This window comes from Leucobacter sp. USCH14 (assembly GCF_037619215.1).
In the GTDB taxonomy this organism is placed as follows: Bacteria; Actinomycetota; Actinomycetes; order Actinomycetales; family Microbacteriaceae; genus Leucobacter.
Genome location: NZ_JAQPZP010000013.1, coordinates 40457 through 66439, shown reverse-complemented (window position 1 = coordinate 66439; position 25983 = coordinate 40457). Strand labels below are relative to the sequence as shown.

The window sequence follows — 25983 nt, the reverse complement described above, 5'->3', positions numbered from 1 at the left end:
GAATCGCGAACGCGATGCGTTCGCCCGAGATTCCCGCGCTGGTTCGATCCCAGTATCGCGCACAGAGAGACCCGGCCACGGCCGGGTCTTTCCCGTTTCACCAGTGACCTCGCGAGAATCGCGATGATTGCGAGGCTTCTCGATGCGGGAGACACTGGAGGCCACCCGAACATCAACGTCGAGATCGGAGCCCGCAATGGCACACATCGGAACCCTGCACAGCTACGTCCTCGATTGCCCCGACCCGAAGGAGCTCGCGGAGTTCTACCGCGGACTCCTCGGCGGCGACGTCCGCCCCGACGGTGAGGACTGGGTCAACCTCGAGATCGACGGTCTCGGTGCGCGCCTCGCTTTTCAGCAGTCGCCCGGATACGTCGCGCCCACTTGGCCGAGCGATGACGGGGACCAACAGGCGCATCTCGATATCCAGGTCGACGACCTCGCCGGCGTGCACGATCGGGTACTCGCGCTCGGCGCGCGTCATCTCGAGTCGCGCGACACCTTCCGGGTCTACCTCGATCCGGTCGGTCACCCGTTCTGCACGGTCGTGTAGCGCAGGATCGCAAGACGCGCCCGGGGGTCAATGCCGAGCGCGGAGCGCCCCCACCTCGGTTACTCGCGTCCGCGAATGCCGTGCGCCCGCATGACGGCGCCTACGGCGTCGAGGAATCTGCCGCGCTCGAGCACATGCCCTTCACGGCGCATACTTCTCTCGGGCAACCTCAGCACCCGCTCTGTCGCGAGGAAACTCTCACGGCCCTGACCATCCCATCCCCCGCTCCCCACCGACACGAAGCCGCGATGCTGCTTCGTGCTGAGGTAGCAGCCGGCGGTGGTGCTCGAGTCGATACGTGCGATGATCAGCACCGGGCGATCCTTCCCCCGGCCGTCGTGCTCCGCATACGGCACCCACGCCCAGACGATCTCTCCGGGATCGGGGCTGCCGTCCGGATCCGGCTCGTAGCTCGGCCTGAGCGCCCGAATCTCTGAGCGGGAAAGATCGCGCGTCGCGGGAGAAACCCGGTCCGCTACGCGCTCGGCACCCGTCCCGCGATCCACGCGCCTTGCCAGGGATGACACGAACGAGCGCAGCAGCCCCGCAACCGCACCGGAGATCGTCCGTCGTCCCATCGGCGCTACACGATCTCGCTCGCGGAGAGCGCGTTCAGGCGAGACATGCAGCGCAGATACTTCTTACGGTACCCGCCGTCGAGCATGCCGCCGCCGAAGATGGTGGTGATCGGCACGCCCGTTGCTCGAATCGGGATCTGCGCGTCGTACACCCGGTCGATGAACGCGACGAAGCGCAGCGCCGAGGATTGATCCGTGAGCACCTGGACGTCGCGAAGGCCGATGCACTGCACCCCCGTCAGCAGACCGCTGTAGCTCGACGGATGCACCGTCGAGAGGTGCTCGATCAGCGCGGAGAAGTCGTCGTCGGTCATGCGCTCGTGCGCAGCGGCGACATCCGCGAGCGCGAATCGGTACTCTTCGTCGGAGAGCGGAACCGCATCCCCTTCGAGGTCGCGCTGGCGGTAGTCGACCCCATCGATGCGAATGGTCGTGAAGCGATCCGACATCGCCTGAATCTCACGCATGAAGTCGGCGGCCGCGAATCGCCCCTCGCCGAGCGCATTCGGCGGAGTGTTCGAGGTGGCGACGAACTTCGTTCCCGTTGACGTCAAGTCCCCGATGAGTCGCGTCATCAGCATGGTGTCGCCCGGATCGTCGAGTTCGAACTCATCGATGCAGATCAGACGCGCGCCCTTCAGCACGTCCACGGCTCCGTTGTACCCCAGCGCACCCACGAGGGCCGTGTACTCGATGAAGGTGCCGAAGTACTTGCGCCCCGACGTCGCGTGCCAGGTCGCGGCGAGCAGGTGCGTCTTGCCGACGCCGAACCCGCCGTCGAGATAGATGCCCGGCTTCGAGGGCGCGTTCGCGACGGGCTCCGCCTTCTTGCGTCCCAGCCCGAAGAGCCCGCCCCTCGAGACGGAGGGAGCCGGAGCCGAGAACGCTCGCAGCAGTGCGCGCGCTTCCTCCTGCGACGGGTAGTCGGGGTCGGGCCGATACGAGTCGAACGAGGCGTGGTCGAACTGGGGCGGAGGAACCAGCGTCGCTACGAGCTCGCTCCCGCTGATCGTAGGTCGCCGATCGACGAGGCTGGCTGTGCTGTGCTGTGCGTCTGAGACCATCGCCGCTAGTCTATCGCCGCCCGCGTTCACCCGCGCCAGGGCGGCCGCGGTAGCGCTCGCGCGAAGGCGCGGGTGACCGCTTCCCAGCCGGCCTGGTCGACATTCCAGAGCTTCACGTGCTCTGCGCCGGGCTGCATCCGGATTTGCACCATGTCGGGCCTGAGCTCGGCCAGGCCCTCCGCGCCGGCGGACGGCACGAACGTGTCGTCCGGGCTGGCGTGGATGAGCACCGGAACTCTGAGAGCGGGAGCGAACGTCTCGGGATGCAGGGATGCGATGGGAAGCCCCGCGTCCTCTCCGCCTGCGACGACCCCGCGCGCCAGCATCTCCACGCCGAGTCCGGCGATCATTCCCGGTGCCGACTGGGCTGCTGCGTGGTAGCGGAGCAGCGCATTCCAGTCGACGGCGGGGGAATCGAGGATGAGTCCGTCGATGAGATCGCGATGCTCGCCCCGGGTCGCTGCGACGAGACACGCGGTGCCTCCCATGGACCATCCGAAGAGTGTCACGCGCTCGGCGCCGCGCCGTTGTGCTTCTGCGATCGCCGCGTCCACGTCGCGGCTCTCGGAGAATCCGACGCCGTACCTCCCCCGCAACCCGCGGGGCGCCCCCGGGTCGTTCCGGTACGAGATGACGAGACTCGTCACCCCGCAGCGCGCGAGTGAACTCACCCCTCGCAGCGTCTCCTCGGGAAGCGCCCCGCGTCCGTGCACGTGCACGGCCCACCTGCGTTTGCGCGCGATGCGCGGAAAGACGATCCACGCGTCGGCATCGCCGAGCTCGGTGCGATACGTCGTCCGTTCGACGCGGTACCCCAGCTGCTCCGGATCGGTGTACCACCACCCGGTGAGGCGCCCGCGAGTCTCGGGTCGAAGTTCGCCGCGCTCGACGGAGACGAGTTCGCGCACCGTCTCATCGCCCGATGTTTCGACGACCGCGCCGAGCCGCGCATGGCCCGTTCCTCCGTCGAAGATGAACGAGTACCTTCCCGGAAGGTCCGCACCCGCTCCTCTCAGGCGCACGAGCGTCGCCCCGCCCTGAACCTCATCGACGATTGCGACGACGGTCACGGGCGATTCCGGCACGACCGCCGGCGTCACAGCGCGCCGAGCGAGCGCGACGCCGCCGAGCAGCGCTCCGACACTCCCGGCGACCACCCCGCCGCCGATCAGACTCGCCGCTCCGATTCCGAGCGCTCGCGCCCATCGTGCTCCCTGCATCGCAGGCCCTCCCCCTGTTCATCGCATCACGGCGTGGCACCGGCACGTTGTTCACAGCAAACTCTAGTGTCGCCACTGTGATGGCACGCATCAAGGGGACTCCTGTCGACTTCGACACGGCGGCGCAGCAGCTCCGCGGTGCGCGGCTTCGCGAGGAGCTCGTCTCGCAGGAGATCCCCGCACCGGAACGAATCGCGCCGCAGTCCATCGCGTTGGCGGCGGGGGTTTCGCGGGGTGCTCGTGGCGTCGACGCGGCGGCTGACGCGCTGGAATCCCCGTACGGAGCGGGGCGCATAGTACTCATGCACGATTCCTCCGCCGTCGACGAGTGGGGCGGTCCATTCCGCATCGTGTGCTTCGCACAGGCGCCGCTCGAGCTCGAGATCGGGGTCGACCCGTTCATCTCCGACGTGGCCTGGTCGTGGCTGGTCGACGCGCTCGACTCGCGCGGCGCGGGGTACGTGTACCTCTCGGGCACCGCGACGAAGACGCTGTCGAGCAGTTTCGGCGCGCTCGAAGCTCGCGGAGATTCCGCGCAGATCGAATTGCGCGCGTCGTGGACGCCGACGGGGTCCGAGTTCGGCGTGCACGCCGAGGCGTGGTCGGAGTTGCTCTGCCTGCTGGCGGGTCTGCCGCACGCCGAGGGAATAGACTCCATCGCGGCACGGCGATCCCGCCAGGCCGCGGAAGGGGCATGAACAGCATGACGGTCTCCCAGTCGGAGCTCGACATCGAATGGACGATGGTCGTCGACGCGGAGGGTCTGGCAGCGGCAGCTGCAGCACTCGCCGCTGGGTCGGGCCCGGTCGGCGTCGACGCGGAACGCGCTTCCGGGTTCCGCTACGGCGGGGAGGCGTACTTGGTGCAGGTGCACCGAGCCGATGCCGGAACGTATCTGATCGACCCGATCGGCATTTCGGATTTCGCCCCGCTGCAGCGCGCGATCGGCGAGATCGAGTGGATCTTCCATGCGGCGTCGCAGGATCTGCCGTGCCTCGCATCACTCGGCCTGGTACCGACGCGCATCTTCGACACCGAACTCGCAGCGCGGTTGCTCGGATTCGAACGCGTGGGACTCGGTGCCATCGTCGAACTCCTGCTCGACATCGCGCTCGAGAAGGCCCACTCCGCCGCCGACTGGTCGCAGCGCCCGCTCCCCGCCGACTGGCTGGAGTACGCCGCGCTGGATGTCGTTCTTCTTCCCAAGCTGCGAGCCGTGATAGCTGAGCGGCTCGATCGGCAGGAGAAGACCGAGTTCGCTCTTCAGGAGTTCGAGGCAGTGCGCACGAGGCCGCAGAAACCCAGGCCCGAGGAACCGTGGCGCAGGGTTTCGGGAGGTCACGCGCTCAAGACTCCGCGAGCCTTGGCGCTCACCCGGGAGCTTTGGGAGGCCCGCGACGCTCTCGCTCGAGAACGAGACGTGGCCCCCAGCCGGCTGATTCCCGATTCCTCGATCGTCGCGGCTGCAAGCGCGAACCCGAGGTCGAAGGGCGACCTGGCGCGCCTGCGAGACTTCAAAGGGCGTGCGAGCCGCACGGAGCTCGACCGCTGGTGGGCGGCGATCCTCCGCGGAAAGACCACCGAGGATCTCCCCGGGCAGAAGCCGCGTGATCCCGATTCGATTCCTCATCACCGATTCTGGTCTCAGCGGGACCCCGAGGCTGCGGCGCGCCTGGAGGCCGTACGTCCGCGGATCGAGGCTGAGGCCGACGCGCGCAACATCCCGGTGGAAAATCTTCTGACCCCGGACACGCTGCGTCGCCTCGTCTGGCGTCCGCCTGCCGAGCGGTCGACGGAGAGCATCGCGCTTCGTCTGCGCGAGCTCGGTGCCCGGGAGTGGCAGGTTGCGCTCACCGCACCAATCATCACTGCCTCCTTTGTAGATCTTCCATAAGTCGACCCCTGCTGCAGCACCGCGCGTCGGTGACGACAGCGGGTCCGGTTCCGCGTGAGACTCCGTCTCTTTAGTATGGGAACGACGCAGATCACCAATGCTGATGGAGGCGAAGTGGCCGCAATGAGAGAAGTCGTGTTCGTGGACGGTGTCCGCACCCCGTTCGGTCGGGCCGGCGATAAGGGCATATACGCGGGAACCCGGGCCGACGACCTGGCAGTCAAGGCGCTGCAGGGGCTCCTCGAGCGCAACCCCGAGCTGCCGCTCGATCGGATCGACGACGTCGGCATCGCCGCGACGACCCAGCAGGGCGACCAGGGGCTGACACTCGGTCGCACGGTCTCGATGCTCGCGGGCATTCCCGTGACCGTGCCCGGCTTCGCACTGGACCGCATGTGCGCGGGCGCACTCACCGTCGCATCGTTCATGGGAGCGGCTATCGGTTCGGGCCAGTACGATATCGCGATCGCGGGCGGGGTCGAGCACATGGGGCGCCACCCCATCGGACTGGATGCCGATCCGAACCCCCGGTTCGTCGCGGAGAAGCTGGTGAGCCCCGATGCGCTGAACATGGGCATCACGGCTGAACGTCTGCACGACCGCTTCCCCGAGCTCACGAAGGAGCGCTCCGACCGATTCGGCGTGCTGAGCCAGCAGAAGGTGCAGGCGGCGTACGACCGCGGAGACATCCAGGCCGATCTCATCCCGGTCGCGACGCGCTCCGACACCGGGTGGGGGCTCGCGACGGAGGATCAGGGGCGCCGCCCCGAGACCACCATGGAGGGCCTCGCCACCCTGAAGACCCCGTTCCGGCCGCACGGTCGGGTCACTGCAGGCAACGCGTCACCCCTCACCGATGGCGCGACGATCTCTCTGCTCGCGGGCGCGGATACCGCGAAAGAGCTCGGACTCACCGCGAAGATGCGTCTCGTCGGCTTCGCATTCGCCGGTGTCGAACCCGAGGTCATGGGTCTCGGGCCGGTTCCGTCGACCGAGAAGGCGCTCAAACGAGCCGGGCTCACCATCGACGACATCGGACTCTTCGAGTTGAACGAGGCGTTCGCGGTGCAGGTGCTCTCGTTCACGGATCACTTCGGGATCGCCGATGACGATCCGCGCGTCAACCCGTGGGGCGGCGCCATCGCATTCGGGCATCCGCTCGCAGCATCGGGTGTCAGGCTCATGACCCAGCTCGCCCGACAGTTCGCCCAGCGACCCGACGTGCGCTACGGCGTCACGGCCATGTGCGTGGGCCTCGGCCAGGGAGGCACCGCCATCTGGGAGAACCCGCATTTCGACGGAAAGAAGGGCAAGTAAGCCATGACCGACTACCGCAGCATCGACTTCTCGCCCCTGATCGCGGCATCCGAGGACGAGGTCGTCACCCGATCGCTCGTGCAGGATGTGGCGCTCCCCTCCGGGGGCACGCTCGCCCTCATCACGCTCGACAACGGACGCGATCACACCCGCCCGAATACGCTGGGCCCGAGGACGCTGCAGGAGCTCGGCAATGTGCTCGACGACCTCCGTCGACGCGCATCCGCCGGTGAGATCGCAGCCGTTGCCGTCACGGGCAAGCCCTTCATCTTCGCCGCGGGCGCCGACCTCTCGAAGGTCTCGACGCTCGCGACGGAGCAGAACGCGCGTCTCATGGCGCAGTTCGGGCACTTCGTGCTCGGAAAGTTCGGCGAGCTGGGCGTTCCGTCGTTCGCGTTCGTGAACGGTCTCGCTCTCGGCGGCGCGATGGAGATCGCGCTGCACTGCGATTACCGCACACTCGACGCTTCGACGGCAGCACTCGCCTTCCCGGAGGTGTTCCTCGGCATCATTCCCGGATGGGGCGGCGCGACCATCGTTCCCAACCTGATCGGCATCGAACAGGCTCTCGAGATCATCGTCTCCAACCCGCTCAAGAACAACCGGATGCTGAAGCCGAAGCAGGCGTTCGAGATGGGTCTGTTCGATGCCATGTTCGGAGCTGCGAGCTTCCTCGAACGCTCGATCACCTGGGCCGACGCAGTCGTCACGGGCGCCGAGAAGGTGGAGCGCAAGCACGTCCCGGGCAAGCTCGAACGGCTCACCAAGTGGCCGGCCGCGATCAAGATCGCGCGAGACACCCTCAAGGCTCGCATCGGCACCACGGCACGGGCACCGTACGTCGCGCTCGATCTCCTCAGCGCGGCCAAGGACAACGACCTCGCACGCGGCTTCGAACGGGAGGATGAGGCGCTCGCGCAGCTGATCTCGGGCGACCAGTTCGCGGCATCCGTGTACGCATTCGATCTCGTGCAGAAGCGCGCGAAGCGACCGGCCGGGGCGCCCGACAAGGAACTCGCGAAGCCCGTCCGCAAGGTCGGGGTCATCGGTGCCGGGTTGATGGCGAGCCAGTTCGCGTTGCTGTTCGCTCGGAAGCTCCGGGTACCCGTGCTCATCACCGACCTCGATCAGTCGCGCGTCGATAAGGGTCTCGAGTACATCCGCGGTGAGATCGACAAGATGCTCGACAAGGGCCGCCTCTCCGTCGACGACGCGAATCAGATCAAGGCTTTGGTGCGCGGCACCACTGACAAATCCCAGTACGCCGACTGCGATTGGGTCATCGAAGCGGTATTCGAAGAGCTCGGCGTGAAGCAGCAGGTGTTCTCGGAGATCGAATCCATCGTCTCGGAGACCGCCGTGCTCGCCACGAACACCTCATCGCTCTCGGTGGAGGAGATCGGCGAACGGCTGGAGCACCCCGAGCGACTCGTCGGCTTCCACTTCTTCAACCCCGTCGCGGTGATGCCGCTCATCGAGGTCGTGCGTACGCCGGCCACCGATGACGACACCTTGGCAACCGCCATGGTGATCGCCAAGAAGCTCGGCAAGAGCGCCGTCATCACCGCCGACCGACCGGGTTTCGTGGTGAACCGCCTGCTGGCGAAGGTGATGGGCGAAGCCGCGCGCGCACTGGACGCGGGCACCCCGTTGCCGGTGGTCGAGCGCGCGTTCGCCCCGATCGGGCTGCCGATGGGGCCGTTCGAGCTCATCGATCTCGTGGGCTGGAAGGTCGCAGCGCACGTGCAGGACACGATGGTCGCTGCGTTCCCCGACCGCTTCTACGCCTCGGAGAATCTGCACCGGCTCGCCGACGTCGACGAACCCCTCGTGAAGTCGAAGCACGGCAAGGTCGAAGACCTCTCGAAGGCCGGGAAGAAGGCCGTGACGCTCGGCAAGACCTCCGTGAGCGAAGAGGAGATCCTTCAGCGCGTCGAAGACGAGCTCGCTCGGGAGATCAAGATCATGCTCGATGAGCAGGTCGTCGCCGCGGCCGAGGACATCGATCTCTGCCTGATCCTCGGAGCGGGCTGGCCGTTCCAGGCCGGTGGGGCGACCCCTTACCTCGATCGATCCGGCGCGAGCGAGCGGGCCTTCGGCGGGGCGTTCCATGAGCCTCGTATTGCGGGCGCGCAAGCGCGAGCGGCGGTGTGAAGGCGTGGGGCGGGCCGAGGCGCTGCGGCTCGCCCCATGATCTGCTCAGGATCGGAAGCGGACTGGCTCGCCCGTTCGCGGAACGGCCGACTTACGCAGTCCCCTGCGGCCGAGCGATCGGCACGCGCGTGCCGCGCACCTGCTCACCGACCGTGGCGGCGATTCGATCAGGGGTGAGCCCGGCGTCGGCAAGCAGCTGCGCCCGCGAAGCGTGATCCGGAAACGCATCGGGAGTGCCGAGCTCGCTGACCGCGGTGTCGACGCCGGCGTCTCTGAGGGCCTGGCGGATCCGCGTCCCGACTCCCCCGACGCGTATGCCGTCTTCGATGGTGATCACCAGGCGATGCTGCTCTGACGCACGCACCACGGAAGCCGCGACGGGCACGACCCAGCGCGGGTCCATCACGGTCGAGGAGATGCCCTCGGACTCGAGCTGCCGCGCGGCTTCGAGTGCGACCACGGCCATCGGTCCCACTGCGACGAAGAGCACATCGCGCTGTCCCTGTCCGTCGTCCTCTGATTCCCGGAGCACGTCGACTCCATCGTCGAGACGTCGCAACGCCGGAACGTCATCGCCGACTGCGCCCTTCGGGTAGCGCAGCACCGTGGGTCCGTCGTCGATCGCGACTGCTTCGGCGAGGGCCTCCGATAGAGTCTGAGCGTCCCTCGGCGCGGAGATACGGATTCCGGGGACCACCTGCAGTGTCGCGAGATCCCACACGCCATTATGACTCGCGCCGTCCGGCCCGGTGATCCCGGCTCGATCGAGCACGAAGGTGACACCCGCGCGATGCAGCGCGACATCCATGAGCAGCTGATCGAACGCCCGGTTCATGAACGTCGCGTACACGGCGACGATGGGGTGGAGTCCGCCGTATGCGAGGCCCGCAGCGCTGGTCACCGCATGCTGCTCGGCGATCCCCACGTCGATGACCCGGCCGGGGTGCCGAGCCGCGAGGGCGTCGAGACCGGTCGGTACGAGCATCGCGGCCGTGATGCCGATGATGCGTTCGTCCGCGTCGGCCAATTCCACGATCCGGTCCCGGAACACCGATGTCCAGCTCCGCCCATCGACGGTCTCGACGGGTTCGCCGCTCCCCGGGTCGATCTGCCCGATCGCGTGGAACTGATCGGCAATATCGTTCTCGGCCGGAGCGTAGCCGCGGCCCTTCTCGGTGATGACGTGCACCAGCGTCGGGCGCCCGTACCCCTTCGCTTGCCGCAGGACCTCCTCGACGGCGAGGAGATCGTGACCGTCGACGGGCCCGAGATACTTGATGTCGAGGTTCGAGTAGAGATCCTGATTATCCGACGCTCGACTCGCCAGACCGCGCATGGCGCCGCGTGCCGCGCGATAGACCGTGCGGCCGGGCGTGCCGAGGCGAGAGAACAGCTTCTCGCTGCCCTCCTGCAGATCCCGGTAGGCGTCCTTCGAACGCACCGAGTTCAAGAAGCGGGCCATTCCGCCGATCGTAGGAGCGTACGATCGGCCGTTATCATTGACGACCAAGACGAGGTTGCGATCGTTGTCGTCGGTGATGTTGTTGAGCGCCTCCCACGTCATGCCGCCCGTGAGAGCGCCGTCACCGACGACGGCGACGACGTGCCGGTGCTGCTGGGACGGGTCGCTCTGAGCCCGTCGGGCGAACGCTCGCGAGATGCCGTCCGCCCAGCTCAGGGAGCTCGAGGCGTGAGAGCTCTCGACGATGTCGTGCTCCGATTCCGAGCGTTGCGGGTACCCGGCGAGTCCGCCCCGACTGCGCAGTGCGGAGAAGTCACGACGACCGGTGAGGAGCTTGTGCACGTAGCTCTGGTGGCCGGTGTCGAACACGATCGGATCCCGCGGTGACTGGAACACCCGGTGCAGGGCGATCGTCAGCTCCACCACACCGAGGTTCGGGCCGAGGTGCCCGCCGGTGCGGGACACGGCCGCGATCAAGAACTCGCGGATCTCGGCCGCAAGCTGCTCGCACTGTTCGATCGTGAGCGAATCGAGATCACGTGGTTCTCGGATTCGATCCAGGATCCCCATCCGCGACCTCCGTTCCGCCCGACCGGGAGGGTACGAGCATCCCCACAGTCTAGTGGGCGGCGCCGATCCGACCTCCCGACGGAAGGTGCGTCTGCCGCGAGATTCGGTGCCGAACATAATGCTGGGTCCAAGCGCTTTGCGCGCTCAGACCCAGCAATACACCTCAGAATTACACGAGCGAACGCAGCACGTACTGCAGAATGCCGCCGTTGCGGTAGTAGTCCGCCTCACCCGGGGTGTCGATGCGCACGACCGCGTCGAACTCGACCGTGGAGCCGTCGCTGCGGGTCGCCGTCACCGACACCGTGCGCGGGGTCACGCCGTCGTTGAGCGCCGTGATGCCCGAGATGTCGAAGGTCTCCGTGCCGTCCAGCCCCAGGCTCTCAGCATTCTCGCCCTCGGGGAACTGCAGCGGCAGTACGCCCATGCCGATGAGGTTCGAGCGGTGGATGCGCTCGAAGCTCTCGGTGATGACCGCCTTCACGCCCAGCAGGCTCGTGCCCTTCGCCGCCCAGTCGCGCGAGGATCCCGATCCGTACTCCTTGCCGCCCAGCACGACGAGCGGAATGCCCGCTGCCTGGTAGTTCTGCGAGGCATCGTAGATGTAGGACTTCGGGGCGCCCTCCTGCGTGAAGTCGCGGGTGAATCCGCCCTCCACGCCGGCTCCGTTGTTCTCGTTCGCGAGCAGCTGGTTGCGGAGTCGGATGTTCGCGAACGTGCCGCGAATCATCACCTCGTGGTTGCCGCGACGCGATCCGTACGTATTGAAGTCCTTCGGCGAGATGCCGTTCTCGACGAGGTACTGGCCCGCCGGCGTCTCGGCGCGGAAGCTGCCCGCAGGGCTGATGTGGTCGGTGGTGACCGAGTCGCCGAGCTTCGCGAGCACGCGCGCGCCCGAGATGTCGGTGACCGGAGTGGGCTCGAGCTGCATGCCGTCGAAGTAGGGCGCCTTGCGCACGTACGTCGACTTGTCGTCCCAGGCGAACGTGTCGCCGTCCGGAGTCGGCAGCGAGGTCCAGTGCTCATCGCCGTCGAACACCGTCGCGTACTTCTGGGTGAACATGCCCGAATCGATCGACGCGTCGGCGATCTTCTGCACCTCGACCGGATCGGGCCAGATGTCGCGCAGGTACACGTCGTTGCCCGACTCGTCCTGACCGAGTGCGTCGGTGTCGAAGTCGAAGTCCATCGTGCCGGCGAGCGAGTAGGCGATGACGAGCGGCGGGCTCGCGAGGTAGTTCATCTTGATATCGGGGTTGATGCGACCCTCGAAGTTGCGGTTGCCCGAGAGCACCGCCGTCACAGCGAGATCGTGATCATTCACGGCGTCCGAGATCTCCTGGTTGAGAGGACCCGAGTTGCCGATGCAGGTTACGCAACCGTAGCCGACGGTGTAGAAGCCGAGCTTCTCGAGATCACGGTTCAGGCCCGACTTCTCGTAGTAGTCGGTGACGACCTTCGAGCCCGGGGCCAGAGTGGTCTTCACCCAGGGCTTCGCCCGCAGACCTCGTGCGGCTGCGTTCCGGGCGAGAACTCCCGCCGCGAGCATCACCGAGGGGTTCGAGGTGTTGGTGCACGAGGTGATCGACGCGAGCGTGACGGCTCCGTGATCGATCTCGAACTCGCGGCCCTGCTCGTCCTTGACCTTCGCGGGGTTGGACGCCTGAGCGTAGTTCTTCAGGTCGGTCTCGAACTGCGACTTCGAGTTCGACAGCTCGATGCGGTCCTGCGGCCGCTTGGGCCCGGCGATCGACGACACCACCGTGCCGAGGTCGAGTTCGAGGTACTCGCTGAACTCGGGCTCGCGCGAGGGATCGTGCCACATGCCCTGCGCCTGGGTGTACGCCTTGACGAGTTCGATCTGCTCGTCCGACCGCCCCGTGAGACGCATGTAGTCGAGAGTGACATCGTCGACCGGGAACATCGCCGCTGTCGAGCCGAACTCAGGGCTCATGTTGCCGATTGTCGCCCGGTTCGCGAGCGGGACCGAGCCGACGCCCTCACCGTAGAACTCGACGAACTTGCCGACGACGCCGTGCTTGCGCAGCATCTGCGTGATCGTGAGCACGACGTCGGTCGCCGTCACGCCGGCGGGGATCTCACCCGAGAGCTTGAAACCGACGACGCGCGGGATGAGCATCGAGATGGGCTGCCCGAGCATCGCCGCCTCGGCCTCGATGCCGCCGACGCCCCAGCCGAGCACACCGAGACCGTTCTCCATCGTGGTGTGCGAGTCGGTGCCGACGCAGGTGTCGGGGTACGCGAACATCTCGCCGTCGATCTCACGAGTGAAGGTGACGCGTGCGAGGTACTCGATGTTGACCTGGTGCACGATGCCGGTGCCCGGCGGCACGACCTTGAATTCGTCGAATGCGCCCTGGCCCCAGCGCAGGAACTGGTACCGCTCGCCGTTGCGCTGGTACTCGATCTCGACGTTGCGCGCCGCTGCATCCGCAGAGCCGTATACATCGGAGATCACCGAGTGGTCGATGACCATCTCAGCGGGAGCGAGCGGGTTGATCTTGTCGGGCGTGCCGCCGAGCTCGACCACGGCCTCGCGCATCGTGGCGAGGTCGACGACGCAGGGCACTCCCGTGAAGTCCTGCATGATGACGCGCGCCGGCGAGAACTGGATCTCGGTATCGGGCTGAGCGGAGGGATCCCAGTTGCCGAGCGCCTCGATGTGCGCGCGGGTCACATTCGCCCCGTCCTCGGTGCGGAGGAGGTTCTCCAGCAGTACCTTCAGGCTGTACGGCAGCCGCTCGTGTCCGGGAACCCGATCGATTCGGTAGATTCCGTATTCCTTCTCGCCGACGGCGAGGGTGCTCTTCGCTTCGAAGCTGTTGACGGCTCCCATTGAGCTCCTCCAATGTCTCTCGATGTCGAGATAATTCTACACCCGAGGACGCCGCGCCGAATGTCAGGCCTGTGAGGTGTTTTGCCCAGTGTTCGCAACGGATTCACCCTCGGAATCATCAGATGATCGGGGAAGTCTGCTGAGCACCATCCACGTGAAGACGACCACGAGCGCGAACAGCGGAACCCCCATCACGAGGCGCGCGATTCCGAGAGCGTCCGTCGCCGCGACTCCGTCGGGTTCCCGAGCTGCGAAGTAGAGCGGAACCTGCACGGCGAGGCGTGCGATGAAGAGGCCGCTCCAGAGGAGGGTGAGCCACATGGCGACGCGCTTCAGGGTTCGATCACGCCGCCACCCCGTCAGATCGCCGCGCAGCGCGCCCAGCGCGATGCCGATGAGTGGCCAGCCGACGGCCGCGGAGATGAGCAGTCCCGCGGACCAGAGGATGTTCGTGATGAAGCCGGGCACGTAGTAGTCGGCTCCGCGGCCGGTGAAGAGCGTCGCCACGACGGCGATTGCAACTCCCGCAGCGCCCGAGAACACCGAGACGAGCGGTTCGCGGCGCACCAGGCGCACGATGACCGCGACCACTGTGATCGCCGCCGGAGCGATGGCCGAAGTGCGCGCATCGCGCGTGAAGGTGAAGATGATGAGGAACAGGAGTCCGGGCACGAGCGTCTCCGCGACACCGCGCCACCCGCCGAGGGCATCCAGCACGCCACGCCCGGTGAGCGTCTCCCCCGACATCCCTGCTCGCACGGTACGACCGAGCGAGCCGCCGAGCGGCCCCGCCGCCTTCGCCTCGTCCGCATCCGGCCCCGGTGTCGGAGCCGGAGGAGTGAGCGGCGTGCGGTGCTGGGGAGCTTCGCCTCGCCGACCGTCGGCCGCGTCGTCGTTCACGCTCACACCGGAAGGGTTCCGGCGGGCGGCGTCTGGCGCTGCCCCTGCACACCGGCCGGAACCTTCAACTGCAGGAGCTCGCTCGGCGGCATCGGCTGGTCGCCGCGCACGACGACGAGTTCGCGGAACAGTCCGATGACGCGTTCGCGCGCCTCCGGATCCCGAGCCGCCTTCCCCATGATCACGCCGCGCAGCATCCAGCGGGGCCCGTCGACGGCGATGAACCGAGCGACACGAGTGCCTCCCTGATCGCCGGGCGCCGGCGTCTCGACGTAGAGCTCGGGCCCGAGTACGCCCTGCTCCTCGGCGACCGTGCCGCCCTGGGACGTCATCTGCTGGGTCAGCTCGGCGCGAACGGGGCCCCAAAGACCCGTCGACTTCGGCGCTGCGAACGCCTGCACCTGCAGCAGGGACTCGGCGTACTCGAGCGAAACCGCGATCACACGGTTCGCCCGCTCGTCCACCTCGAGCCGCAGCTGCAGACCTTCCCGGGGCGCGACTTTGATGCCGCCCAGGTCGACGTACGGACGCATCGAGGGAACCTCAGCGGCGTCGAACGGGCCCGCAGTCGCACGATCCTCCGGAGCGGACTTGGCGTCGTCGACGACGTTCGGCGATCCTTCGCTCAGTTCGATCTCATCGGCCGTACCCTGCTCCGGCTTCGTCTCTTCGCTCATCTGCGATACTCCTTCATCTGGACCCTGCGGGTCGAACTCGTTCGGCTGCCCTCAGCGGGGCGCACTCGGTCAGTTGCTCACGCCGGTTGAACCGAACCCGCTCGCGCCGCGATCGCTCTCCGGCAGGTGCGAGACCGGTACGAAGACGGCGCGCGTCACCGGCATCACGATCAATTGGGCGATCCGATCACCCTCGGCGACGGCGAAGCTCTCCGTTCGGTCCGTGTTCAACAGCGTCACCTTGATTTCGCCGCGATACCCCGCATCGACGGTGCCCGGGGAGTTCACCACCGTGATGCCGTGCTTCGCGGCCAAGCCGCTCCGCGGGACGACGAACGCGGCGTAGCCGTCCGGGAGCGCGATCGAGACGCCCGTGCCGATCAGCGCCCGTTCCCCCGGACCGAGCTCGACCGGCGTCGATGCGCGGAGATCGGCTCCCGCATCGCCCGCATGGGCGTAATGCGGAGGGAGGTCAGCCACGATCGGGATCTCAACCACATCAGTCACCAGCACAGGCTAGCGGATTCACCCGGGCGCGCGCACAGAACAAGCGCCGCGCGGAGGCCTCCGAGCAGGCCGCGGGATAATGGCAGGTATGACCCGAAACGCCAGTTCAGCCCCCGCAGTCACGACCTACCGGGAGCGGCTCCTTCCGGGCGTCAGCCTCTTCATCTCGATGCTGCTGGTCATTCCGGCGGTCGCACTCGTTCTGACGCCGATCAATGCCCAGTGGGCGATCCCGACCGGCGTCATCGTCTACGCGATTCTCGCAGCGACGTTTCTTCTGCTCAGCCCGTCCATCGTCGTGGCCGACGGCCGACTGAGTGCGGGCCGAGCGGAGATTCCCGTGTCGCTGCTCGGCGAGGTCGAGCTTCTCGGTTCCGAAGCCCTCAGGTCCGCGATCGGCCCGGGTTCCGACGCGAGGAACTATCTGCTGCTGCGGGGCTGGATTCATCGCGGTGTCAGGATCGCGAACATCGATCCCGCCGATCCCGCCCCGCACTGGATCCTGACGAGCCGGCACCCGCAGAAGCTGGCCGAAGCGGTAGCGGCGGCGCGCACGGAGTAGATGAGCACGATCTGCGCGCCCGCGCTGCAGAAGCATGCGCGTTCACGCGCGAAACGGCCGCCCCCGGGAATCGGGGGCGGCCGTTTCGGTCAGGTCACAACAGCGCGCGATTCAGTTCGAGCATTCTGACGCGGTGGCGTCAGCCGTGAATGCCTGAATCGCTGCGCGATTCAGTTCGAGCATTCTGACGCGGTGGCGTCAGCCGTGAATGCCTGAATCGCTGCGCGATTCAGTTCGAGCATTCACGGCACACCGGCCCGAGATCCGACTCGTGGTCGACCTGCGAGCGGTGGCGGACCAGGAAGCAGCTCACGCATGTGAACTCGTCGTCCTGCTGCGGAAGCACGATGACGTCGAGTTCGACATCGGAGAGATCGTTGCCGCCGAGATCGAAACTCGGGTTGTCGGCGTCGTCGGAGTCGAGGCCCGACGCGCCCTTTGCCGGCCCGCGCTCCTTCAACGCCTCGATCGACTCGGCGTCTTCTTCAGTTTTGCGCGGGGCGTCGTAATCCGTGGCCATTCTCTCCTGCGTTCCCGGGCCGGTCTGCCGGCACCTTATCCTTCGAGCGGCCATAGTCTGCCGCACGATGCGCTTCGTGCGCAAACCCTTGCTCCGAAAGTTCTCTGAGCGCGAAGTTCGCACGTTCTCCGTTTCGCCACGCGCCGCTTCAATCACGGCCCCCTGCCGGAGCGTGTGACACTCTGGGTCGCGACTCACGAAGGGATTGCGCCGATGGACGAACTGCGCTTTGTGCGCCGAGATGACCGGTCGCTGATCGTCGCGAACGACGCCGGCGACGAGTTCCGCTTCGTCGTGGACGAGGCTGCGCTCAGCGAGCTCCGACACCTCGCGAGGCGCGAGCGCGAACCCGGGAAGGCGGGCCCGCGAGAGATCCAGGCGTTGATCCGCGCGGGCAAGTCGCGTGCAGAGGTCGCCTCGGAGACGGGTCTCGATGACGCGGATATCGAGCGGTACGAGGAGCCCGTGCTCGCTGAGCGCCGATACATCTTGGAGCGCGCCCACGCAGTGCCCGTTCGCACGGAGGCGCACGACGACAGCGATCAGCGGTTCGGCGCGGTCATCGCGGAACGCCTGGCCGCACTCGGCTCCGAGACGAGCGAGTGGGCGGCGTGGCGCGACGAGGAACGCGGCTGGATGGTCAGCCTCGAGTTCACGTCCCATGACGTCGGGCATCGTGCCGTCTGGACGTTCGAGCATCGGAAGGGCATGCTTTCGCCCATCAATCCCGATGCGGTGAATCTCTCGAAGCAGGGCGACGTCGGCGAACGTCTGATTCCGAAGCTCCGCGCGGTCGATTCCTCCGACCGCTCCGGCCGATTCGACTCCGGAGCGTTCGACACCGACGCCCTTCCGCTCAATGCGGTCGACGAGGGTCAGGCCAGCCCGGAAGCGACTCGAGACGAGGAGAGCGCCGAGGCTGAACAGCATCCCCTCACGGACCCGAATGCCGAGTTCGCGCGTCGCCGCGAGATCGACCAGCGAGCGATCTCCTCGGATGCGGATGCGCCTGCCGATCTGAGTCAGACGGCGGACCTCCTGGATGCCCTGCGCAAGCGGCGCGGCGAACGCGACCAGGGCAAGCGCCAGGGTGGAGCGAGCGCGTCTCTGGAACCCCAGGAGCTCGACCTGGCTGCGCTGTCCGCCGCCGACGACGACACTGGCTCAGGATCGCGCAGCGCCGAAGACGCCTCACCGCATGAAAGCCCCCGCCCCGCGCTCCCGACCGAAGCACCGGCCGAGCGCCCGGCAGCCCCTCGAAGCATCTGGAGCAGCGCGGGCGTGACGGGAACCCCGGCGCCCGCGCCGTCTGCGGTTCCCGAGCGTTCGGAGCCCGCTCCTGAGGCGTCCGATTCGGTCGAGCGCACGCCGAAGAAGGGCCGCGCCTCGATTCCGAGCTGGGACGACATCCTGTTCGGCACGCGAAGTGACGAGGATCCCGCCAACTGAGGTGCGCCGAGTGCGTGCGCAGGCAGCGCACCTCGCCGTCGGGCGACGCTAGTTGCGGCGGGCCGCGGCCTGCACCGCGGCGGCGAACGAGGAGCCGGCGAGAGTGCCGCCGAGCGCGAGAGGCACTCCCCGCTCCTCGTCGGTGAGTGACCCGTGTTGGCCGACCATGGCGAGCACCCGGGAATCCTCCGCGCTCGTATAGTAGGCGACCTGCTTGCGCGCAGCGATGAGCACGTCGCCGAGGCGCTCTACGACTTCCGCTCGAACTGCGCCGAAGATCCCGCCGGCGATCGCCGCGTCCCGCGTGCCGACCCACGCCCGGCTCCCCTCAGCCTCCTGCCATGCCTCGGCGACCGAGACCGCATTCGCGCCCCCGCGAAGGTATAAGGACCGAAGGCGCGGCTCCCCGCCGATGAGTTCGACGTCCTCGAGCAGCTCGGCGCGATCCTCGAGCATGATCTGCTGATGCGGCGCCACATCGACCATGCCGTGATCAGCGGTGATCGCGACGCCGACATTGCCCGGCAGCGAGCGGAGGAAGCCGTCGAGTGCCGCGTCGAACTGCTCGAGCCGTCGCACCCACTGCTCGCTCTGCCAGCCGTGCTCGTGGCCCGCCTTGTCGAGCTCATCGATGTAGAGGTACACGATCGCGGGGGTCGGTTCGCGCACCACGCGCGATGCGATGGCGAATCGATCGTCGATCCGCTGACCGCCGAGATACTCGGCGCCGGTGAGGATCGCTTCGGTCAACCCGCCGACGGCATGCGCGGGGCGCCCGATGGCGACGGCGCGCGCTCCGATCGATGTGGCGTGCGTGAACAGGGGCGCGGCGCGCTGCCAGGAGCGCCGATCCTCGATGCCGTCCCAGTCGCGGAGTGTCGTGACCAGCCCGAGTTCGGGATGCCGGATGCGGTACCCGATGAGCCCGTGCTCGCCGGGAAGACGACCGGTGAGCAGCGTCGTGAGCGCGGCGCCCGTCGTCGACGGGGCGACCGTGTCGATGCGTTTGCGCGGGAGTCGCGCGAGTGACGGAGCGTGGCCGGCACGTGCCGAGAGGTTCGCGCTTCCGAGCCCGTCGACCACGATCATGACGAAGGATCGAAGGGCCGGAAGCGGCTCGGTATCCGCATAGCGGAGCGCTTCGGGGAGCTCGGTCGAGGTCCCCCGCGCGACCGCCGCGATGCCGCTCGGCAGAATCGCGGCAAGCCTCGCGCCGTTGTCGGCGGTCGTCGGTAGCATGAAATCCATTATGACCGACCCCCGCAGTACGTCCGCAGGTACACCGGACGCGTCCCACGAACTCGCCGGCGAACGCATCGAAGACATCGACATCCTGCAAGAGATGGAGGGCTCGTTCCTCGAGTACGCGTACTCCGTCATCTACTCCCGGGCGCTTCCCGACGCGCGCGATGGCCTCAAGCCCGTGCAACGGCGCATTCTCTACATGATGCAGGACATGGGACTGCGGCCCGAGAAGGGTCACGTCAAGTCGGCGCGCGTCGTCGGCGAGGTGATGGGCAAGCTGCATCCCCATGGAGACTCGTCGATCTACGATGCGCTCGTACGACTCGCGCAGGGGTTCGCCATGCGCCTGCCGCTCGTCGATGGCCATGGCAACTTCGGATCGCTCGACGACGGCCCGGCGGCCTCGCGCTACACGGAAGCGCGGCTCGCGGGAGCCGCACTCGCCATGACCGAGTCGCTCGACGAGAACGTGGTCGACTTCGTTCCGAACTACGACAGTCAGTTGCTGCAGCCCGAGGTGCTTCCCTCCGCGGTGCCCAATCTGCTCGTCAACGGTGCGAGCGGCATCGCGGTCGGAATGGCCACCAACCTTGCGCCGCACAATCTCATCGAGGTCGTCGATGGCGCGAAGCACCTGCTGCGGAACCCCGACGCGACCGTCGATGAGCTCATGGAGTACATTCCCGGGCCCGATCTCCCGGGCGGCGGCACGATCGTGGGCCTCGACGGGGTGAAGGACGCGTATCGCACGGGTCGAGGGGCCTTCCGCACGCGCGCAAAAGTGGCGGTCGAGCAGCTCGGCCCGCGGCGAACCGGCCTCGTGGTCACGGAACTGCCCTATCTCGTGGGGCCTGAGCGGGTCATCGAGAAGATCAAGCAGGGCGTCGAAGCCAAGAAGCTCTCCGGCATCTCGGACGTCGCAGATCTCACGGACCGCAAGAACGGCCTTCGGCTCGTCATCACCTTGAAGACGGGCTTCTCGCCTGAAGCGGTGCTCGAACAGCTGTTCAGATACACGCCGCTCGAAGACTCGTTCAGCATCAACTCGGTCGCGCTCGTGAAGGGCCAGCCGCAGACGCTGGGACTCCGCGAGATGCTTCGTGTCTTCCTGGACCACCGCATCTCCGTCGTCACCCGTCGTTCCGAGTACCGGCTCGCCAAGCGGCGAGAGCGTCTGCACCTCGTCGAGGGCATGCTCATCGCGATTCTCGACATCGATGAAGTGATTCAGCTCATCCGCACCAGTGACGATGCCGAATCGGCGCGGAGTCGGTTGATGCAGGTGTTCGAGCTCTCGGAGCCGCAGGCCGAGTACATCCTCGAGCTGCGGTTGCGCCGTTTGACGAAGTTCTCCCGGGTGGAGCTCGAAGCAGAACGCGACGAGTTGCGCGCCGAGATCGACCGCCTGCTCGCCATTCTGAGCGACGAGCATCGCCTGCGCGAGGTCGTGGCTCACGAGATGGATGAGGCGGCCGAGGCCTTCGGTACACCGCGTCGTACGGTGCTGACCGGTGCGGTCGCGCGCCCGACGCGCTCCGCTGCGGCTGCGGCATCGCTCGAGGTCGCCGACTCCCCGTGCACCGTGCTGCTGTCGGTCACCGGCCGAGCGCTTCGTATCGACCGGGATCCCGACGCTCCGGTCAGCACCCGCCCCGCACCGCGCGCCACGAAGCACGGCGCCGTGCTGACCACGATCGATGGCACCGTGCGCGGGGAGATGGGAGCGATCCTCTCCGACGGCTCGCTGCATCGGTTCACTCCCGTCGATCTCCCGCTCGTTCCCGCAGCGAGCATCGCATTCTCAGCGGGCGCGAAGCTGCTGGAGTACATCGGGATTACCGACAAGCAGCTGCGTGTCGTGGGGGTACTCCCCCTCGACACCGGCATTCCCGTCGCGCTCTTCACCCAGCAGGGTGTCGTGAAGCGAGTGCTGCTCACGGATCTGCCGGCGAAGCCATCGTTCGAGGTGATCGGCTTGAAGTCGGGTGATGTGCTCGTCGCCGCCTTCGCCGCACCCGATGGCGCCGAGATCGCAGCCGTCTCGAGTGACGCGCAGCTGCTGCGCTTCCCCGCGACCGCGGTTCGCCCTCAGGGCCGACCGGCTGCCGGCATGGCGGGAATGCGCCTCTCACCGGACGCACGTGTGGTCTTCGCCGGTGCAGTGCCCGCGGGAGCGGATGCTCGCGTGGTCACGGTCGCCGACAGCTCCATCACCCTTCCGGGCACCGACGTCGCCACCGCGAAGGTCTCCGCCTGGAGCGAGTTCCCCGCGAAGGGCCGCGCCACGGGAGGGGTCAGGGCGCAGCGCTTCCTCAAGTGGGAGGATCAGATCGCCTGCGCTTGGGTCGGCGTCGGCGAACCGCGCGCGCTCGCGTCTGACGGGTCGGCGAGAAAGCTTCCGACCGAGCTCGGCAAGCGGGACGGGTCGGGTCAGCCCATCGACGGTTCAGCGGCGTACGTGGGAGCCGCTCCGTAGGATGCACCGTGCGGGCTCCGCTGGCTCTCCACGGGCTCCGCGCGGAGCACGCACCCCCGCTATGCGTCGATGCGCTCCCGGTCGAGGTCGTCGGCGTTCTCGATGATGAACTCCTTGCGCGGGGCGACCTCGTTGCCCATGAGTAGCTCGAAGATCTGCGAGGCGGCATGCGCATCCTCGACGCGCACTCGACGCAGCGTACGCTGTTCGCGATCCATAGTCGTCTCGGCGAGCTGGTCGGCGTCCATCTCTCCGAGACCCTTATACCGCTGAATCGGCTCAAGATGCTTCTTCCCGCGTCTCCTCAGATCGGCGAGCAGCGCGTTCAGTTCCCGCTCACTGTAGGTGTACACGACATCGTTCGGCTTGCGCCCGGCATTCTGAACGATGACACGATGCAGCGGCGGAACCGCCGCGTAGACGCGGCCCGCTTCGAGCATCGGGCGCATGTACCGGAAGAACAGCGTCAGCAGCAGCGTGCGAATGTGAGCACCGTCGACGTCCGCGTCGCTCATCAGGATCACCTTGCCGTAGCGAGCCGAATCGAGCTCGAAATCACGACCCGAGCCCGCTCCGATGACTTTGATGATCGCGCCGCACTCCGTGTTATTGAGCATCTCGGCAACCGAAGCCTTCTGCACATTCAGAATTTTGCCGCGAATCGGAAGCAGCGCTTGGAACTCGCTATCGCGCGCCGGACGCGCGGTCCCGAGAGCACTGTCGCCCTCCACGATGAAGAGCTCCGTCTCGGCGACCGTCTTCGAGCGGCAATCGATGAGCTTCGCAGGGAGCGACGAGCTCTCGAGCGAACTCTTCCGGCGCGCCGTGTCTCGCTGGGCCCGGAGCGCGATGCGCGCCTTCATCTCCGAGACCATCTTCTCGAGCAGCGCGCCGGTCTGCATTTTGTCGGGTTTCTTCGTCGATTCGTAGCGGGCGGTCATTCCTTGGACGATCGCCTTCGACACGATGGATCGCACGGCCGCTGTTCCGAGCACTTCCTTCGTCTGCCCCTCGAACTGGGGTTCCGGCACGCGAACGGTCACGACAGCGGTCAGTCCAGTGAGGATGTCGTCCTTGTCGGGCTTGTCGCTCCCGGCCTTGAGCTTGCGCGCGTTGACCTCGATCTGCTTGCGGAAGAAACGCGTCAGCCCCTGTTCGAAACCGGTGAGGTGGGTGCCGCCCTTCGGCGTCGCGATGATGTTCACGAAGCTCTGGATCTCGGTCTCGTACCCGGTTCCCCAGCGCAGTGCGACATCGACCTCGCACTCCCGTTCCACCTCCCTCGACACGAGGTGTCCGCTCTTCTCATCCATGACGGGAACGGTCTCCGTGAAGGTGCCGGTGTCGGTGACTCGCCAGGTGTCGGTCAGCGGGGGGTCCACCGCCAAGAAATCGACGAACTCGGAGATGCCGCCTTCGTACTCGAAACGGTGCACCGGAGCAGCGCCGTCTTCGCCTGCGGAGTCCGCGCGCTCGTCGGTGATCTCGATGGCGAGGCCGGGCACGAGGAAGGCGGTCTGTCGAGCGCGGGCCACCAGGGCGTCCGGCTCGAAACGAGCGGAGGAGAGGAAGATCTGCGGGTCCGCCCAGTACCGCACCCGTGTGCCGGTGACGCCTCGCTTCACCTTGCCGACGACGCGCAGTTCCGATGACTCCTCGAAAGCGGAGAACGGGCTCCCCGGTCCGTCACCGGCGAACACGCCGGGCTCACCGTGTCGGAAGGACATCGCCCAGGTCTTCCCGTCGCGGTCGACTTCCACATCGAGTCGCGCGGAGAGGGCGTTGACCACCGAAGCGCCGACGCCGTGCAGACCACCGGACGACGCGTATCCGCCGCCGCCGAATTTGCCGCCCGCGTGGAGCTTCGTGTAGACGAGCTCGACACCGCTCAGGCCGCTCTTCGGCTCGATGTCGACCGGCACACCGCGCCCGTTGTCGGTGACCGTCACGCTCCCGTCATCGTGAAGCGTAATGCCGATGTGCGAACCGTGCCCTGCGAGGGCCTCGTCGACGGAGTTGTCGATGATCTCCCAGAGGCAGTGCATGAGCCCGCGCGAATCGGTGGTTCCGATATACATACCGGGACGCTTGCGGACGGCCTCGAGCCCCTCGAGCACGGTGAGGTGTCGCGCGGAATAACTGGAATCTGCCACTGCTCAGATCTCCTCAGGTTGTTGACGGGTCTACCCTAGGGCACACCGCCGACACTCACTCGGAGCGGCCTCGGCGAGTGCGCTGGTGCGCACCATCGATACGCGGTCAGCGAACCGGCGAGCCCCAATGATGGCATTCGGAGGAGGGCGTGCTTGGATGGTGACGAAGTGAATGAAGATGAAGAGGAGGTTGCCATGACGACACTCGAGCAGGAACGAACCGAAGAGGTCGAGTCCGCGGATCGTCCCCTGAGTGCGCTGGATCGCTGCGACAGCTGCGGTGCGCAGGCATACGTCCGAGTGCTGCTGGGCGGAAGCGAGCTGCTGTTCTGCGCGCATCACGCGAACAAGCACGAGTCGAAGCTCCGCCCGATGGCGGAGGCCTGGCACGACGAGACCCACAAGCTCAACGCGTAATCCGCGTCACGAAGAACGGGCCCCCGGCGATGAACATCATCGCCGGGGGCCCGTTCGCTTCGCTTGATCAGTCGAGGTAGTCCCGCAGCTGCTGGCTTCGCGACGGATGGCGGAGCTTCGCCATCGTCTTCGATTCGATCTGGCGGATGCGCTCGCGCGTGACTCCGAAGGTATCGCCGATCTGGTCCAACGTCTTCGGCATGCCGTCGCCGAGACCGAAGCGCATGCGGATGACGCCTGCCTCGCGCTCCGAAAGCGAATCGAGGAGCTGCTCGAGCTGCTGCTGCAGCATGGTGAAGCCGACCGCATCGGCGGGGACCACCGCTTCCGTATCCTCGATCAGGTCGCCGAACTCGCTGTCGCCGTCCTCGCCGAGCGGCGTGTGCAGGGAGATCGGCTCGCGCCCGTACTTCTGCACCTCGACGACCTTCTCCGGCGTCATGTCGAGTTCGCGGCTCAGCTCCTCTGGCGTGGGTTCGCGCCCGAGATCCTGCAGCATCTGGCGCTGCACGCGAGCGAGCTTGTTGATGACCTCGACCATGTGCACGGGAATGCGAATCGTTCGCGCCTGATCCGCCATGGCTCGCGTGATGGCCTGACGGATCCACCAGGTCGCGTAGGTCGAGAACTTGAAGCCCTTCGTGTAGTCGAACTTCTCGACTGCGCGAATCAGGCCCAGGTTGCCCTCCTGAATGAGGTCGAGGAACTGCATGCCTCGACCGGTGTAGCGCTTCGCGAGCGAGACGACGAGTCGAAGATTCGCGCCGAGCAGATGACTCTTCGCACGCTGCCCATCCCTCGCAACCCACTTGAGTTCGCGTTCGAGCTTCTTCGGGAGGCCCTTCTCCGTGGAGAGCTTCTCCTCGGCGAAGAGGCCCGCCTCGATGCGCATGGCGAGCTCGACTTCTTCGGCCGCGTTCAGCAGCGCGACCTTGCCGATCTGCTTGAGGTAGTCCTTCACCGGGTCCGCGGTCGCGCCGGGGATCGCCGTGGTGATCGTCGGAACGTCTTCCTCGTCACGGGCCTTCAGAACAATGGCACCGGTGGGGAGCGGCTCGATCACCGCCGGAGCGGGCTTCTCCTCCTCAGCGGTCTCGACCTCTTCGTCGACCTCGGAAGCGTCGAGATCGATCTCGTCCTCCGCGCTCTTCTTCGCCGCGCGCTTGGTCTTCGTCGCAGCAGCCTTCTTCGTCGCGGCCGGCTTCTTCGCAGCGGCTGCCGTCTTCTTGGTTCCTGCCTTCTTTCGCGGAGCCGCCGCGGTCTCGGTCATATCACCGGCCTCCTCGGTCTCGACAGCCTTCTTCTTGGCATCAGCAGTGGATGCGGGAGTTGTGGTCGTGGTTGCAGTTGCCACGCAGCCGCCTCTCTCGTTTCAGATTTCGGCCTGTGCCGCCGACGAAACCGTCGA

Annotated in this window: 21 protein-coding genes; 9 read left to right on the top strand and 12 right to left on the bottom strand. The window is 66.9% G+C overall.

What is annotated here, in order from left to right; translation table 11 throughout:
* The first annotated feature begins 196 nt into the window (after positions 1 to 196).
* Complete coding sequence (locus PQI23_RS12285; protein ID WP_339974940.1) at positions 197 to 553, top strand: VOC family protein; 357 nt, start codon at positions 197 to 199, stop codon at positions 551 to 553.
* 59 nt (positions 554 to 612) lie between these two features.
* Here the strand turns inward: PQI23_RS12285 and PQI23_RS12280 are convergent, their stop codons facing one another.
* Genes PQI23_RS12280 through PQI23_RS12270 form a run of 3 tightly spaced genes read right to left on the bottom strand, consistent with a single transcriptional unit; the run spans position 613 to position 3415 of the window.
* Entirely contained in the window at positions 613 to 1131 is a 519-nt protein-coding gene (locus tag PQI23_RS12280; RefSeq protein WP_339974938.1) for a type II toxin-antitoxin system PemK/MazF family toxin, read from the bottom strand.
* A 5-nt stretch (positions 1132 to 1136) separates the two neighbouring features.
* A complete protein-coding gene (gene zapE / locus PQI23_RS12275; protein ID WP_339974936.1) occupies positions 1137 to 2195 on the bottom strand; it encodes a cell division protein ZapE in 1059 nt (352 codons plus the stop codon).
* 26 nt (positions 2196 to 2221) lie between these two features.
* Positions 2222 to 3415 carry an alpha/beta hydrolase family protein gene (locus PQI23_RS12270; protein WP_339974934.1) on the bottom strand — a complete coding sequence of 398 codons (1194 nt, stop codon included), beginning with the start codon at positions 3413 to 3415 and terminating at the stop codon, positions 2222 to 2224.
* Positions 3416 to 3495: 80 nt separating this feature from the next.
* Here PQI23_RS12270 and PQI23_RS12265 point away from each other — a divergent pair, with 80 nt between their 5' ends.
* From PQI23_RS12265 to PQI23_RS12250, 4 genes are all read left to right on the top strand, one after another.
* Positions 3496 to 4113 (top strand): DUF3000 domain-containing protein, encoded by a 618-nt coding sequence (locus PQI23_RS12265; RefSeq protein ID WP_339974932.1) that lies wholly within the window; start codon positions 3496 to 3498, stop codon positions 4111 to 4113.
* A 5-nt stretch (positions 4114 to 4118) separates the two neighbouring features.
* On the top strand, positions 4119 to 5309 hold the full coding sequence (locus PQI23_RS12260) for a ribonuclease D (RefSeq protein WP_339974944.1): 1191 nt from the start codon (positions 4119 to 4121) through the stop codon (positions 5307 to 5309).
* 123 nt (positions 5310 to 5432) lie between these two features.
* Positions 5433 to 6626, top strand: coding sequence for a thiolase family protein (locus tag PQI23_RS12255; RefSeq protein ID WP_445238433.1), 1194 nt, complete (start codon positions 5433 to 5435; stop codon positions 6624 to 6626).
* 3 nt (positions 6627 to 6629) lie between these two features.
* Positions 6630 to 8780, top strand: a complete 2151-nt coding sequence (locus PQI23_RS12250) for a 3-hydroxyacyl-CoA dehydrogenase NAD-binding domain-containing protein (RefSeq protein WP_339974928.1) — start codon at positions 6630 to 6632, stop codon at positions 8778 to 8780.
* A 91-nt stretch (positions 8781 to 8871) separates the two neighbouring features.
* Here PQI23_RS12250 and dxs read toward each other — a convergent pair whose 3' ends face one another.
* The 5 genes from dxs to dut form a co-directional block, all read right to left on the bottom strand.
* Positions 8872 to 10812: a 1-deoxy-D-xylulose-5-phosphate synthase gene (gene dxs, locus PQI23_RS12245; protein ID WP_339974926.1), complete on the bottom strand. Its 1941-nt coding sequence runs from the start codon at positions 10810 to 10812 to the stop codon at positions 8872 to 8874.
* Between the two features lie 169 nt (positions 10813 to 10981).
* Positions 10982 to 13669, bottom strand: coding sequence for an aconitate hydratase AcnA (acnA, locus tag PQI23_RS12240; protein WP_339974924.1), 2688 nt, complete (start codon positions 13667 to 13669; stop codon positions 10982 to 10984).
* A gap of 63 nt (positions 13670 to 13732) precedes the next feature.
* Entirely contained in the window at positions 13733 to 14575 is an 843-nt protein-coding gene (locus PQI23_RS12235) for a DUF3159 domain-containing protein (RefSeq protein WP_339974922.1), read from the bottom strand.
* Positions 14572 to 15246, bottom strand: coding sequence for a DUF3710 domain-containing protein (locus PQI23_RS12230; RefSeq protein WP_339974920.1), 675 nt, complete (start codon positions 15244 to 15246; stop codon positions 14572 to 14574). Before PQI23_RS12230 ends, PQI23_RS12235 begins: the two co-directional genes overlap by 4 nt.
* 69 nt (positions 15247 to 15315) lie before the next feature.
* A complete protein-coding gene (gene dut, locus PQI23_RS12225; protein ID WP_339974918.1) occupies positions 15316 to 15753 on the bottom strand; it encodes a dUTP diphosphatase in 438 nt (145 codons plus the stop codon).
* Between the two features lie 88 nt (positions 15754 to 15841).
* On the opposite strand from dut, the gene PQI23_RS12220 reads away from it, so the two are divergent.
* Complete coding sequence (locus PQI23_RS12220) at positions 15842 to 16315, top strand: DUF3093 domain-containing protein (RefSeq protein ID WP_339974916.1); 474 nt, start codon at positions 15842 to 15844, stop codon at positions 16313 to 16315.
* Between the two features lie 229 nt (positions 16316 to 16544).
* On the opposite strand, the gene PQI23_RS12215 is transcribed toward PQI23_RS12220, so the two are convergent.
* Positions 16545 to 16835, bottom strand: a complete 291-nt coding sequence (locus tag PQI23_RS12215) for a DUF4193 domain-containing protein (protein ID WP_339974914.1) — start codon at positions 16833 to 16835, stop codon at positions 16545 to 16547.
* A 213-nt stretch (positions 16836 to 17048) separates the two neighbouring features.
* On the opposite strand from PQI23_RS12215, the gene sepH reads away from it, so the two are divergent.
* On the top strand, positions 17049 to 18284 hold the full coding sequence (gene sepH / locus PQI23_RS12210) for a septation protein SepH (protein ID WP_339974912.1): 1236 nt from the start codon (positions 17049 to 17051) through the stop codon (positions 18282 to 18284).
* A gap of 48 nt (positions 18285 to 18332) precedes the next feature.
* Here the strand turns inward: sepH and PQI23_RS12205 are convergent, their stop codons facing one another.
* Entirely contained in the window at positions 18333 to 19523 is a 1191-nt protein-coding gene (locus PQI23_RS12205) for an alkaline phosphatase family protein (protein ID WP_339974910.1), read from the bottom strand.
* Between the two features lie 10 nt (positions 19524 to 19533).
* On the opposite strand from PQI23_RS12205, the gene PQI23_RS12200 reads away from it, so the two are divergent.
* A complete protein-coding gene (locus PQI23_RS12200) occupies positions 19534 to 22005 on the top strand; it encodes a DNA gyrase/topoisomerase IV subunit A (protein WP_339974908.1) in 2472 nt (823 codons plus the stop codon).
* Between the two features lie 59 nt (positions 22006 to 22064).
* On the opposite strand, the gene PQI23_RS12195 is transcribed toward PQI23_RS12200, so the two are convergent.
* Complete coding sequence (locus PQI23_RS12195) at positions 22065 to 24158, bottom strand: DNA gyrase/topoisomerase IV subunit B (RefSeq protein WP_339974906.1); 2094 nt, start codon at positions 24156 to 24158, stop codon at positions 22065 to 22067.
* A 195-nt stretch (positions 24159 to 24353) separates the two neighbouring features.
* On the opposite strand from PQI23_RS12195, the gene PQI23_RS12190 reads away from it, so the two are divergent.
* Positions 24354 to 24575, top strand: coding sequence for a DUF7455 domain-containing protein (locus PQI23_RS12190; protein WP_339974904.1), 222 nt, complete (start codon positions 24354 to 24356; stop codon positions 24573 to 24575).
* Positions 24576 to 24642: 67 nt separating this feature from the next.
* Here the strand turns inward: PQI23_RS12190 and PQI23_RS12185 are convergent, their stop codons facing one another.
* Entirely contained in the window at positions 24643 to 25929 is a 1287-nt protein-coding gene (locus PQI23_RS12185; protein ID WP_339974902.1) for an RNA polymerase sigma factor, read from the bottom strand.
* Between the last annotated feature and the right edge of the window lie 54 nt (positions 25930 to 25983).

What these genes read in the sequence shown, in the direction of transcription:
- PQI23_RS12285 (WP_339974940.1), top strand. Translation starts at nt 197, where the DNA reads ATGGCACACATCGGAACCCTGCACAGCTACGTCCTCGATTGCCCCGAC.
- PQI23_RS12280 (WP_339974938.1), bottom strand. Translation starts at nt 1,131, where the DNA reads ATGGGACGACGGACGATCTCCGGTGCGGTTGCGGGGCTGCTGCGCTCG.
- zapE (WP_339974936.1), bottom strand. Translation starts at nt 2,195, where the DNA reads ATGGTCTCAGACGCACAGCACAGCACAGCCAGCCTCGTCGATCGGCGA.
- PQI23_RS12270 (WP_339974934.1), bottom strand. Translation starts at nt 3,415, where the DNA reads ATGCAGGGAGCACGATGGGCGCGAGCGCTCGGAATCGGAGCGGCGAGT.
- PQI23_RS12265 (WP_339974932.1), top strand. Translation starts at nt 3,496, where the DNA reads ATGGCACGCATCAAGGGGACTCCTGTCGACTTCGACACGGCGGCGCAG.
- PQI23_RS12260 (WP_339974944.1), top strand. Translation starts at nt 4,119, where the DNA reads ATGACGGTCTCCCAGTCGGAGCTCGACATCGAATGGACGATGGTCGTC.
- PQI23_RS12255 (WP_445238433.1), top strand. Translation starts at nt 5,433, where the DNA reads ATGAGAGAAGTCGTGTTCGTGGACGGTGTCCGCACCCCGTTCGGTCGG.
- PQI23_RS12250 (WP_339974928.1), top strand. Translation starts at nt 6,630, where the DNA reads ATGACCGACTACCGCAGCATCGACTTCTCGCCCCTGATCGCGGCATCC.
- dxs (WP_339974926.1), bottom strand. Translation starts at nt 10,812, where the DNA reads ATGGGGATCCTGGATCGAATCCGAGAACCACGTGATCTCGATTCGCTC.
- acnA (WP_339974924.1), bottom strand. Translation starts at nt 13,669, where the DNA reads ATGGGAGCCGTCAACAGCTTCGAAGCGAAGAGCACCCTCGCCGTCGGC.
- PQI23_RS12230 (WP_339974920.1), bottom strand. Translation starts at nt 15,246, where the DNA reads ATGAGCGAAGAGACGAAGCCGGAGCAGGGTACGGCCGATGAGATCGAA.
- PQI23_RS12220 (WP_339974916.1), top strand. Translation starts at nt 15,842, where the DNA reads ATGACCCGAAACGCCAGTTCAGCCCCCGCAGTCACGACCTACCGGGAG.
- PQI23_RS12215 (WP_339974914.1), bottom strand. Translation starts at nt 16,835, where the DNA reads ATGGCCACGGATTACGACGCCCCGCGCAAAACTGAAGAAGACGCCGAG.
- sepH (WP_339974912.1), top strand. Translation starts at nt 17,049, where the DNA reads ATGGACGAACTGCGCTTTGTGCGCCGAGATGACCGGTCGCTGATCGTC.
- PQI23_RS12205 (WP_339974910.1), bottom strand. Translation starts at nt 19,523, where the DNA reads ATGCTACCGACGACCGCCGACAACGGCGCGAGGCTTGCCGCGATTCTG.
- PQI23_RS12200 (WP_339974908.1), top strand. Translation starts at nt 19,534, where the DNA reads ATGACCGACCCCCGCAGTACGTCCGCAGGTACACCGGACGCGTCCCAC.
- PQI23_RS12190 (WP_339974904.1), top strand. Translation starts at nt 24,354, where the DNA reads ATGACGACACTCGAGCAGGAACGAACCGAAGAGGTCGAGTCCGCGGAT.